The following is an 11,645-nucleotide window of genomic DNA, read 5'->3' on the forward strand; positions in this document are numbered from 1 at the left end:
AAACCTTCTTTTAGAATTTTATAGTGCTGCACGCATGCGTGCTTGTGAATTTTCGACATTACGGATTGAACGTGGTAAAAAAGCACGAATATCGTCTTCTTTATAACCCACTTGTAATCTCTTATCATCAATCAAGATTGGACTCTTCAAAATTCTAGGATTTTCTTGAATCAAATTAATTACTTCACTGACGCTAAGCTCATCAATATCACATTTTAGAGCTTTGGCATAGCGATTTTTTTTTGAAACGATGCTCTCAACACCATTCTCTGTTTTTGAAAGGATAGTAAGGATTTCTTCTTTTGTAAGTGGTTCTTTGCCAAGATTTTGTTCTTTATAAGGAAGTTGATGGTTGTTCAACCATGCTTTTGCTTTTTTACAACTTGTACAACTTGAAATTGTATAAATCTTAATCATGTTAATTCTCTCTTTCTGTCACATGATACTATTATCTTATCACCTTCTTTGATTTATTAAATCGGTCTAGCGACCTATTTTGAATCTGGGGTGTATTCGCTTTTTTTACTTGTATTGCTCATATTTTCTTCTTAATTCAAAGCAAAAAGATAAGAACCCTTTGGGCTCTTTGATACTTATTCTTCAATTTCAATGGTTGAATCAAGATCTAGAATGAGTTCATCAGACGTGCCTTCAACTTGTGTATCTTCAACAACATCGTCCTCATTTAGCTCAATCAGACCGTAGTGTACGCGTACTTTATGATCGATTTCTGCAAAAATCTCAGGGTGATCTGCTAAATACTTTTTAGCATTTTCAGATCCTTGACCAATTTTCTCCCCATTATATGAGAACCAAGCTCCGGCTTTCTGAATAATGCCTAAATCACTTGCAATTTTTACGAGTTCACCGGTTTGTGAAATTCCTTCGCCATACATAATTTCAACAAAAGCTTCTTTAAATGGTGGAGCAACTTTGTTTTTAACAACCTTAATCTTAGTTTCCTTACCAACATTTTGGTCCTTTTTGTCACCGGTTCCTTTAATTTGTGTATTACCACGTACATCAAGACGTACTGATGCATAGAATTTTAAAGCACGTCCACCTGGGGTAGTCTCTGGGTTACCAAACATGATACCAACTTTTTCACGCAACTGGTTAATAAAGATAGCAATCGTTTTTGTTTTATTAATAGATGCAGAAAGTTTACGCATGGCTTGACTCATCATACGCGCTTGAAGTCCTACATGACTGTCACCAATATCTCCATCAATTTCTGCACGTGGTACCAAGGCCGCAACTGAGTCAACAACAACTAAATCCACTGCACCAGAGTCAATCAGCTTACCTGCAATTTCGAGACCTTGCTCACCAGAATCAGGTTGCGACAAAAGAAGCTCATCGATATTAACACCTAGAGCTGCTGCATATGCAGGGTCAAGAGCATGCTCGGCATCGATAAAAGCTGCGATACCACCTTCTTTTTGAGTCTGAGCAACTGCATGAAGGGCAACAGTTGTTTTACCTGATGATTCTGGTCCGTAAATTTCAATAATACGACCTTTAGGGTAACCACCCGCACCAAGAGCAATATCCAAAGCTAGCGAGCCTGAGCTCATAACCTGAACTTTTTGCTCTGCACGCTCACCAAGACGCATAACTGCACCCTTACCAAAATCTTTTTCAATGTTTTTTAATGCATCGTCGAGTGCTTTGCGACGCTCATCACCAAACTTCTTTGTGATTTCTTCTGTTTTCTTTGTTTTCTTAGCCACTTAATTTCCTCTTCTTTCTGTGTTAAATGACAAACTTAAATCGAGTTGTCCTCTTGTAATAAAGCTTGGCGAACTAGGTTAAAGGCATAGAGTGTACTGATATATCTAACATCAGATCGACTTCTTCCACCTATAACAACCTTAATTGACCGCACTTGGTTTCTATCGGCAATACCAATAAAGACTGTATCTGCTTGATGCCCTTCCAAAGCATCTGGTCCTGCTACTCCAGTAAGCGCAATTCCGTAATCACTATCTGTCTTAACTCGGGCACCCTCAGCCATTTTTTCTGCTGTAAAATGACTAACAACACCATGCTCTTCTAATTTAGATAAGGGAATATCCAACATTTTAGCTTTTTCTTCCATGCTATAGGTGACAAAACCACCCTTGAATACTTGTGAAGCTCCAGGAAAATCAGCAACACTAGCTTGAAATAAGCCAGCTGTTAAACTTTCAGCTGCAGTAATAGTTTTGCCATATTTCTTAAGCAAATAGAACACTTCATAAGCTAAACTATTTGATTCTCCATAACCATAGATGAGATCAGACAAGCTTTTTCCATCTAGAGTTTTAGTAGAACGAATTTGTTCTTCTAAAACATCTAGTTTTCGATCCGCTTCTTCTTGCGACGATGCCTTTGTTGATAAGCGAAGGGTCACTTCTCCCACTCTAGCATAGGGCGCAATGGTTGGGTCCGTTTGGTTAATAATGAGATCTTTAATAATAGTCACCAATTGACTTTCTCCAACACCAAAAAACCTTAGGACTCTAGAATAAAGCGTAGTATGATTCTCTGTAAGAGCTGGAATAAGCTCTTGGTTCACCATAGGTTTGAGTTCACTGGGCGGACCAGGCAAGACAACATAGGTCACTCCTTTAACAGTAATAATTCCTCCAACTGCCAGACCTGTGAGATTTTGCAAGGGGACAGCCCCCTCAACAATTTGCGCTTGGCGTTCATTATTAGGCGTTCGTGTATATTTAGGACGAGTAGCAAAAAAACTATCCAGTTTTTTACTTGCCTCCTCATCAAAAATGAGTTCTTTGCCTAAAAACTTAGCTAATGTTTGTTTGGTTAAGTCATCCTCAGTAGGGCCAAGTCCTCCACAGAGTATGACTAAATCGCTACGTTTACTAGACTGGTCTAAGACTGAAAGTAGACGGTTTTCATTGTCTCCTACTGCTGTGTGAAAATACACGTCAATTCCTAATTCAGCTAGTTTTTCAGATAAAAATTGGGCATTGGTATTGGTGATTTGCCCTGTAAGAATTTCAGTTCCTACTGCAATCAATTCAGCTTTCATTGGTTCACCTATATTGCTATTCGTAAAATAATCTCAGAAACATGTTCGTTTATAAACTAACACGTTTCTTTCGTCTTGTCAATCAAATCTACTCATTATTTGAAGTCGCAGTTATTTTCATGATCATTCACAAATCCAGCTGCTTGTAAAAATGAGTACATGGTAGTCGGTCCTAAAAATTTGAACCCTCTCTTTTTTAGATCTTTTGCAATTTGTCTAGAAAGGTCAGTTGATGATGGAACATCTTTATATATGGGAACATTGTTTATCAAGGGTTTTCCGTCAAAAAAATGCCAAAAATAATGAGACAGGGAGCTAAATTCATCTTGGAGTTTAAGCACTTGTTTGGCATTATTTACGGTTGCTTCTAACTTAAGTTTGTGACGGATGACATCCGGATTTTGAAGCGCTTCTCCCAGTTCACTTAGACTAAACTGGGCAACTTGACTAATATCATAGTTATGAAAAACACGATTGAAAGCCTGGCGTTTTTTTAAAACCGTTAGCCAGGATAGCCCTGACTGATAACTTTCTAAGCAAAGAAGCTCAAAAAGTTTTTCATCGTCACCAATAGGCTTTCCCCACTCCTTATCATGATAATCACAATAAAGTTTATTGTCTGCCGGTACCCAACGACATCGATTGACCATTGCTACTCACTTCATCAACATTTTAAGAGCGGACTTAATATATTGCTCTGCCGTTTCATTGGTATCCTCAAAGAAGGCTTTCACTTTCTTAAGCTCTGTGGCTTTGTACCCAAGAGCAAGCAAAGCTTCCATAGCTTCATCCAACTGATGATTTCTTGCAGTCTGATTTGCCGTAGTATTGGTCGTTTCTGCTGGTAACTCTGCAAATTTTCCTGACAGATCAAGAACCATTTGTTGAGCAGTCTTTTTACCAATCTTTGGAAATTTCATCAGGTATTTGATGTCACTATTATCAATAGCAGCAACAAGTCCTTGATTATCATCCACAGCCACTATGGCTAGAGCAGTCGTCGGACCTATCCCAGAAACAGAAATCAACTTAAGAAAAACTTCTTTCTCATCTTCAGTATGAAAACCAAAAAGTAGGTGGGCATCATCTCTAATAACTTGATGAAGATACACTTGGATAGTCTGATTCATTTGATCAGAAAAGCTGTAGGGATTAGCCACAGTGACAATATATCCTAGACCATTTGTTTCTATGACAATGTGTTTGGCTGTGATTTTTACTAGGGTGCCCTTGATGTAATCATACATAGCTTGCGAGTTCCTTTCTTTTTAAATGTTACATGATGGTTATATAGTTTTTAAACCTACAAAATACTTACCTTGTTTTTTACTAATCTCAATCACTGCTGTACTATTGTAACAAAAAATCCACTCGAAAGTGGATTCTGTTTGCTCCCTTTTTTAAGAATGGCTACTCATCTTTAAAGTATCGGTAATCATCTTCAATCCCAAGAGAACATATGTTGAAATACCTAAGGTGAAGGCAATGCTAGAAACATTTACTAAGGTATTCTCCAAACTTGGTCGACCTAACCAATCCAAAATATAGAAAATCAAACTAATCGCTAAAAATGTTAAGCCAACAAGTAAAAAGTTTTTATAAGTTTTTATAAGTTTTTGTTAGGTGTCTCATCACTCTATCTCCTAACTTAAAAATCAGACCATCATCCTACAATGATATGCTAAAACATTAGAAAATTCCTTATCTTCACCACTATTATAAATCTAACATCTCTATTCGTAAAGCAAGACGAAAAAAGTTTTAATACTTTCCTAAATCACGTAGGCTGGTATGGTTTTCTTGAATGCGACGGAACATTTTTTCCATATCAGACTTGGTAAAGTTGACAAGTACTGGACGACCGTGAGGACAATTATAGGGATTTTTACATTGTGCAAGCTGTACTAGAAGGTCACGCGCAGAGTAATCATCAAGAGCATGATTGGCCTTTATTGAACGTTTACAACTCATCATGATGGCTAACTCAGCACGATAGGTCTTGACGGATACTTCGTTCGTCAAAAGAAGCATATCGCACATCTCATAGACTGCAGATTCGATCTCTTCTTCCTTCATCCAGATAGGGTGCTCTCGAAGAATGAAGGTATTATTCCCATAAGGCTCCAAATAGACGCCAACTTGGTTAAGAAGGGGCATTTTTTCTTGTAAACTAATGTAATCTGAACCTGAAAATTCAAAAAGATAAGGAACCAAAAGTTGTTGTAAACTACTATCAACCACACCTATCTTTTCGCGATAGTACTCATACTTGACACGTTCTTGGGCAGCATGCTGGTCAATGATGTAAAGGCCACCTTGTCCTTGGGCAAAGAGGTAGGTTCCATGCATTTGACCAAAGAACTCCAATTCAGGAAAGGTTGATGTTTCCTCATTGGTCAGATTTTCAAGCATGCGCTTCAATTTCGATTTATTTTTATAGTCAAGTTTTCCGTGTTCGCTATCACTATCATCTGCTGAACGTTTTGCCTGTTTAACAGTAGGTTGCTGTTTGTTTGCTACCGATGAAACTGAAGACTCTGACTTTGATACAAGAGGTTTGATATCCTCTTGAACTGTCTCTGGCGTGACAAAGAAATCATTACGGCTACTGTCATAGTAAAGATTGGTTTGTTTGAGTGGGAGACTCGTCTGAACTGACCTAGTTGCACCTCTAGTACTTGACTTTGCTAGATTTTCAAGGGCATCAGGAATCAAATCCTGCTCTCTAAGGCTTTGAGCAATGGCAGATTTGATAAGGGCCATGAGTTCTTTTTCTTTAGAGATACGTACTTCTTGCTTTGTTGGGTGAACATTGACATCTGCCAAATAAGGATCAATCTGAATATCAATAACTGCAATTGGGAAGCGTCCCACCATAAGTTTAGAACCATAACCATCAAAAATAGCACGGTTAAGGAGGAAGTTTTTTATATAGCGTCCGTTAATGAGAATCGTGATGTAGTTACGGTTAGCACGCGTTAATTCAGGGAGACTGACATAACCAGAAACTTCAAAATCAAGGTCGGAATTTGAAATTTCCACCATTTTTTTTGCTGTTGTTAAGCCATAAATCCCTGCAATAGCTTGACGAAGGTCTCCAGTACCTGATGTCTGTGTCAACTGACGACCGTCATTAAGCAAGGTGAAGGCTACTTCGGGGTGGGCTAAACTCAAACGGTTGACAACATCGACAATATGAGCCAACTCAGCCTGTAAACTCTTCATATACTTGAGACGAGCTGGGGTGTTATAAAACAAGTTTTCAACTGTAATCTTTGTTCCCACTGGGGTTGAAATAGGATCTTGACTCTCAATTTCTCCACCTTTAGCAACAAGTTTTGTCCCATAGACTTCTCCATCCGCTGCTGTCACAATGGTAAGGTGACTAATAGAAGCTATAGAGGGTAGGGCTTCACCTCGAAAACCAAGTGTTCGAATACGAAAGAGATCTCCTTGATTTTTGATTTTACTCGTTGCATGACGGCGCAAACTCATAGCTACATCAGCTTGAGCCATTCCTTCGCCATTGTCTGTGATTTGAATTTTTGAGAGGCCTGATTCTTCAACTTCAATAGTAATCTGGGTGCTTCCTGCATCAATAGCATTTTCCACCAGCTCTTTAACTACACTAGCTGGTCGCTCTACGACCTCACCAGCAGCAATCTGATTGGCTAGAACTTCAGGCAATTCGATAATTTTTGGCATAATTAGTTTTTCTCCCTTCTAAAAGGTTGATAGATCACTGGCGCTGACTTATTACTTATGATGACTATAAAGCCACAACTCACACACAACTGTTAGCCAAGATAAGGCTGTAGCAATAACAATCATATCTCCATGACGAAGGTTGAACCAAATGAGTCCAGAAAAAATCAATAGATAAATAACTTGAAAAATCCATTGATAGGTTCTAGGAGAGCTTGTCGAATCCAGAAACTGCTTCACAAAGAAATAAAGCAAAAGCAAGTTCAGTGTTAGTGCCTTTTCAAAAGGTGTATAAAAGCTCAAAATCAGACTGCAGACAAGAAAAATTCCTGCTAGCCATTTCATTATAGATTTCATGTGATTACCTCGTCAGTACGTTTTCATTAAGTATAGGGGTTTTCGAAAATATTTTCAACCACTTAGACACCATACAGGACCACATAGACAAACGCTATTGCTGTGGACTAGTAAATAGTGTTTAATAAAGGTGTGAAAGGGAGGAGGCCTCCTCAATTACCAATAAGAAAGGATAGTTATGAAAATAAAAGTTCAGATTGACTCGGTATTCCAAGAAGAAACGTTGCAGATTCAGGCACCTAGTCGGACGCCCAAGATTCAGCAAGTGGTCGAGTTTGTCGAATCTTTGGATGATAACCAACGACTCAAAGGAAAAAAAGATGGCGAAACTTATCTCATCGAGCCTAATGCTATTTCCAGAATTTACATCGAAAATCGCCAAGTTTTAGCTGAAACTATTCTAGGAGAGTACCACTTAGGCTTACGTCTCTATCAAGTTTTAGAAAAACTGCCATCTTACTTTATCAAAATCTCACAATCAGAGATTGTCAACCTCAAAGAAATTGAACGCTTCAACATTACCCCTAACGGCCTCGTTGAAATTCACCTTAAAAACAAGGAAACCACCTACTCATCACGCCGTTACCTCAAAGCAATAAAGGAGAAACTACAATGAAAAAACAACTCTTTAAATCAGGCACAAATGGCATCCTTCTCGGACTTGCCGTATCCATGGTCATGTCTCTTATCTGGGCGCCAAACTACATGCCTCTAAATCCCCGCTCAGCGGTTGGACAATGGATGACCTCTCATCAGATTCATGGATCTATTATCTTAGCCTATTGCCTCATCACTTGGTTTGCTATCGGTATCCTCTTTGAAGTCGCTAGCTATATTTTCCGTAAGGCTGAGTGGAGTTTACTTCGTGAAACCCTCACTCACTATGCTTTGACCTGTCTTGGTTTCATTCCACTAGCTACCCTCAGCGGATGGTTCCCTCTACGTTTGACTTTCTACTTGGAGCTAGTCATTGAATTCAGCCTTATCTATCTGCTCGTTTGGTCCTTTTCTTATTGGAAAATGAAAAAGGATATTGAACAACTCAATCAAGAATTGAAACACCTATAAAAGACAAGAAGCCTGTCAATCGACAAGCTTCTTTTATAGTTTCTGCTTTAAATCTGCTACAGCCATCATGACTTGCATCGGTGTCATGTTGTAAATGTCCAAATCACGCAACTCTTGAAGAACCGGATTTTCAGTAAAGTCATCAAAGAGAGAGATTTGCTCGTTGACATGCGTTTCAGTGGCAGGCTTTTCTTGAGAAGATACCTTTTCCTGAGGTTGGATTACAACTGTCTCTCCTTCTAATTGTTTCAATATGGTGTCAGCACGGTTCAATAAATCTGTTGGTAAACCTGCAATTTTAGCTACATGAATACCATAAGATTTATCGGCTGGACCATCGATAATTTTGTGGAGGAAAGTCACTTCGCCATCCTTTTCAAGTGTCGCAACATGGACGTTGACAAGGTGTGTCAAACTGTTTGATAGCGCAGTCAACTCATGATAATGGGTAGCAAACATGGTCTTAGCCCCCACCTTGTCATGAATAAACTCAATAATAGACTGGGCCAAAGCCATACCATCATAAGTGGCTGTCCCACGCCCCAACTCATCAAAAATAATCAAGGAATTAGGTGTCGCTCGCTTAATGGCCTGATTAGCCTCCATCATCTCAACCATGAAGGTCGACTGACCTGAAATCAGGTCATCTGCGGCACCTATACGTGTATAGATGGCGTCAAAAATTGGTAAATCAACACTATCTGCTGGTACGTAAGCCCCCATTTGAGCCATAACTACTGACAAGGCTAACTGCCGCATATAGGTAGATTTACCACTCATATTTGGTCCTGTGATGAGCTGAATATTGGTCTGACTGTCAAAGGTAATCGTATTTGGAATGTATTCCTGAACGCCCATAACCTTCTCAACCACCGCATGACGGCCCCGATCAATAGCGATACGATGCTCATCATTAAAAACAGGACGAACATAATGATTTTTCTCCGCTGTAACAGCCAAACTCTGAAGCACATCGACTGTCGCAATGGCCTTAGCCAAAGACTGCAAACGGTCGATATAGCGTTCAACTTGCTCACGGACACGCATGAAAATATCATACTCTAGGGTTGACGATTTTTCACGCGCTTCTAGCATTTCACCTTCAATCTTAGCCAACTCAGCAGTTCCAAAACGCTCCGAATTTTTCAGTGTCGCCTTACGGAAGAAATGGTCAGGAACCAAGCTAAGGTTAGAGTTGGTCACATGGAAATAATAACCATCTTTACGGTTATAATCAATTTTTAGTGTTGTAATACCAGACGCTTCACGTTCTTTGGCTTCGATATCCGCAATCCATGACGTCCCCTCGCTCATCACTTTGCGATACTTGTCCAAGGTCTCATCAAAACCATCACGGATAATACCACCTTCTGTAATTGTTGCTGGAGCATCAGGATCAATAGCCAAACGAATCAAACTCTCTAATTCTGGCAAAGCATCTAACTCTTGTAAAAGACCTGACAAGGCATCGTCATTAAAGGACTCCAAGATTGCCTTAATGACCGGAACCTGAGCTAAGGTATGACCTAGCTGAATCAAATCTTTAGGATTAGCCTTGCCAAAGGAAACACGACTGGCCAGACGCTCAATATCGTAAACACCTTTTAGACTCTCGGTCAAGTCACTACGCTCAAAGAAATTGTCCAAGAAAACTTGGATAATATTCTGACGCTCTATGATGGTGGCTTGATTCACTAAAGGACGATCAATCCAAGTTCGCAAGAGACGCATTCCCATGGCTGTCTTGGTTTCATCCAAGAGCCAGAAAAGAGAACCGTGTTTCTTGCCCGTTCTAGCATTTTCCAGTAAATCCAAGCTTGACTTGGTCGCATAGGACATCTGCAAGTAATCCTTTATCTCATAGTGCTGAGCTTTTTGTAAATGACTGAGCTCACGCATCTGAGTGCGATGAACATACTGGAGAAGTTTACTTGCCACACTGCTTTCCAAATCTGTCAAGCTATTACCAATCAAGTGAACATCATCGTAACCTTCTGTTTCCTTGGAGAGAAGTAGGTTAAGTTGGTTCACTAAAACTTGTTCGTCAGTTTCAAGTAGATCATATCCAACCACTACTTCACGTGCCTTAAGGTTCTGAATTTCACTACAAACTGAACTAAAATCATCCAACTCTGTCGCAAAAAATTCACCCGTTGACACATCCATATAGGAAAGACCAAAACGACTTCCAACCTTGTCAATGGCCACCAAGAAATTGTTGGCACTATCAGGTTTAGAGCTGTCAACCACTGTACCTGGTGTGATAACCTGAACAACCTCACGCTTCACCACACCGACAGCCTGCTTAGGATCCTCCATCTGCTCAGCAATGGCTACCTTGTAGCCCATCTCAACCAAAACATCAATGTATGCTTGAGCTGAATGATAAGGCACACCTGCCATAGGAATGGGATTATCTGCATTCTTATTACGGCTAGTTAGGCTAATTTCCAAAATCTGGGCAGCCTTGACAGCATCATCGTAAAATAATTCGTAAAAATCCCCCATCCGAAACAGCAAAAAAGCATCTGGATAATTTTTCTTGATATCCAAATACTGCTGCATTCCTGGAGATATTTTTTCCTTAGCCATGTCTTAACTCCTCGTTAATCCTTTCTTCGATAGACTTGGTCACATATTGAATCAAGTCACTGGCGTCTTGCATCTTTTGACGGTAATCCTGAACAATGGGAAAATTTTCCAACTCATGCTGAATTAAATCTGCCTGCTCACCAGCCTCCTCATAGGCACGTTGTTTCTCGATCTTTTGAAAAAGCACCGCTTCTTGTTGATAGGCCTTCATCTGTCTAGCCAGATCACTGATCTGAGGAATCTGTCCAATAGATTCCTCAGCCTCTTGAAAAGCAAGAACCGCCTCATGGTGTTTGAGGAGGTCAATTAACTCTTCTTTGGCTTTTTGGAAATCCTGATGAGGAGTGTTCATCAGTGAAACTCACTTTCCAATCTTTCAGCAACCACTGCGTCCTTACAGATTACCAATAGGGTATCTGCGCCAGCAACGGTTCCTAAAATTTCAGGATTTTCATCACTATCAATTATATTTGCCAAGACATCTGCTTCACCCAATTCTGTATGGAGAACCAGCATAAACTGAGCACGGGAAACTGATTTAACATAGTCCTTAACCGTAGGATCCAAACTTGGAAGCACATGCTCAGACAAGCTATAGTAAAGTTTACCTTCCTCATCACGAAGCTTCAACAGGCCAATCTCACGTAAATCACGTGACAAGGTAGCTTGTGTAACCGTGATACCTTCCGCCTCTAGGCGTTGCTTAATTTCCTCTTGTGTCCCAATCTTATCTCTTGAAATCATCTGTTTGATAACAGCTTGACGATCTCTCTTCATTATCTTTCCTCTTTTTATGTACATTCCTTGCATATTATAACAAAATTTTTGTATTTTTTCATGAAATGCCCCCTACTATTTCATAAGTTTAATTAGAGTGATGACA

13 protein-coding genes are annotated in these 11,645 nt (G+C 39.7%); 2 read left to right on the forward strand and 11 right to left on the reverse strand.

Going from position 1 to position 11,645, the window contains the following annotated elements; all coding sequences use genetic code 11:
- Positions 1-18: 18 nt before the first annotated feature.
- From spx to NSQ85_RS01225, 8 genes are all read right to left on the reverse strand, one after another.
- Positions 19-417 carry a transcriptional regulator Spx gene (spx, locus tag NSQ85_RS01190; RefSeq protein WP_179972486.1) on the reverse strand — a complete coding sequence of 133 codons (399 nt, stop codon included), beginning with the start codon at positions 415-417 and terminating at the stop codon, positions 19-21.
- Positions 418-593: 176 nt separating this feature from the next.
- Positions 594-1,733, reverse strand: a complete 1,140-nt coding sequence (recA, locus tag NSQ85_RS01195; RefSeq protein ID WP_179972485.1) for a recombinase RecA — start codon at positions 1,731-1,733, stop codon at positions 594-596.
- A 35-nt stretch (positions 1,734-1,768) separates the two neighbouring features.
- Positions 1,769-3,040: a competence/damage-inducible protein A gene (locus NSQ85_RS01200; protein ID WP_340780956.1), complete on the reverse strand. Its 1,272-nt coding sequence runs from the start codon at positions 3,038-3,040 to the stop codon at positions 1,769-1,771.
- Positions 3,041-3,135: 95 nt separating this feature from the next.
- The gene (locus tag NSQ85_RS01205) at positions 3,136-3,690 is read right to left on the reverse strand and encodes a DNA-3-methyladenine glycosylase I (protein WP_179974148.1); all 555 of its coding nucleotides are present in this window, start codon (positions 3,688-3,690) and stop codon (positions 3,136-3,138) included.
- Positions 3,691-3,696: 6 nt separating this feature from the next.
- Positions 3,697-4,287, reverse strand: a complete 591-nt coding sequence (ruvA, locus tag NSQ85_RS01210) for a Holliday junction branch migration protein RuvA (RefSeq protein ID WP_179974147.1) — start codon at positions 4,285-4,287, stop codon at positions 3,697-3,699.
- A 153-nt stretch (positions 4,288-4,440) separates the two neighbouring features.
- A complete protein-coding gene (locus NSQ85_RS01215) occupies positions 4,441-4,650 on the reverse strand; it encodes a hypothetical protein (protein ID WP_340781519.1) in 210 nt (69 codons plus the stop codon).
- A gap of 151 nt (positions 4,651-4,801) precedes the next feature.
- On the reverse strand, positions 4,802-6,745 hold the full coding sequence (gene mutL, locus NSQ85_RS01220) for a DNA mismatch repair endonuclease MutL (RefSeq protein WP_340780958.1): 1,944 nt from the start codon (positions 6,743-6,745) through the stop codon (positions 4,802-4,804).
- 51 nt (positions 6,746-6,796) lie between these two features.
- Positions 6,797-7,102, reverse strand: a complete 306-nt coding sequence (locus NSQ85_RS01225; protein WP_084830425.1) for a hypothetical protein — start codon at positions 7,100-7,102, stop codon at positions 6,797-6,799.
- A gap of 178 nt (positions 7,103-7,280) precedes the next feature.
- Between NSQ85_RS01225 and NSQ85_RS01230 the strand changes: the two genes are divergently transcribed.
- Together NSQ85_RS01230 and NSQ85_RS01235 are read left to right on the forward strand one after the other, a co-directional pair.
- The gene (locus NSQ85_RS01230; protein ID WP_340780960.1) at positions 7,281-7,718 is read left to right on the forward strand and encodes a LytTR family DNA-binding domain-containing protein; all 438 of its coding nucleotides are present in this window, start codon (positions 7,281-7,283) and stop codon (positions 7,716-7,718) included.
- Positions 7,715-8,170, forward strand: coding sequence for a DUF3021 domain-containing protein (locus NSQ85_RS01235; RefSeq protein ID WP_340780961.1), 456 nt, complete (start codon positions 7,715-7,717; stop codon positions 8,168-8,170). Before NSQ85_RS01230 ends, NSQ85_RS01235 begins: the two co-directional genes overlap by 4 nt.
- A 33-nt stretch (positions 8,171-8,203) precedes the next feature.
- Here the strand turns inward: NSQ85_RS01235 and mutS are convergent, their stop codons facing one another.
- From mutS to argR, 3 genes are read right to left on the reverse strand one after another with little or no spacing between them, the layout of a single operon-like run.
- Complete coding sequence (gene mutS / locus NSQ85_RS01240; RefSeq protein ID WP_340780962.1) at positions 8,204-10,762, reverse strand: DNA mismatch repair protein MutS; 2,559 nt, start codon at positions 10,760-10,762, stop codon at positions 8,204-8,206.
- Positions 10,755-11,114 (reverse strand): YlbF family regulator, encoded by a 360-nt coding sequence (locus NSQ85_RS01245; RefSeq protein WP_340780963.1) that lies wholly within the window; start codon positions 11,112-11,114, stop codon positions 10,755-10,757. The genes mutS and NSQ85_RS01245 overlap by 8 nt, the downstream gene beginning before the upstream one ends.
- Positions 11,114-11,542: an arginine repressor gene (gene argR, locus NSQ85_RS01250; RefSeq protein ID WP_024704313.1), complete on the reverse strand. Its 429-nt coding sequence runs from the start codon at positions 11,540-11,542 to the stop codon at positions 11,114-11,116. Before argR ends, NSQ85_RS01245 begins: the two co-directional genes overlap by 1 nt.
- Positions 11,543-11,645 lie beyond the last annotated feature (103 nt).

This window comes from Streptococcus sp. FSL L8-0526 (assembly GCF_038007145.1).
Taxonomy (GTDB): domain Bacteria; phylum Bacillota; class Bacilli; order Lactobacillales; family Streptococcaceae; genus Streptococcus; species Streptococcus thermophilus.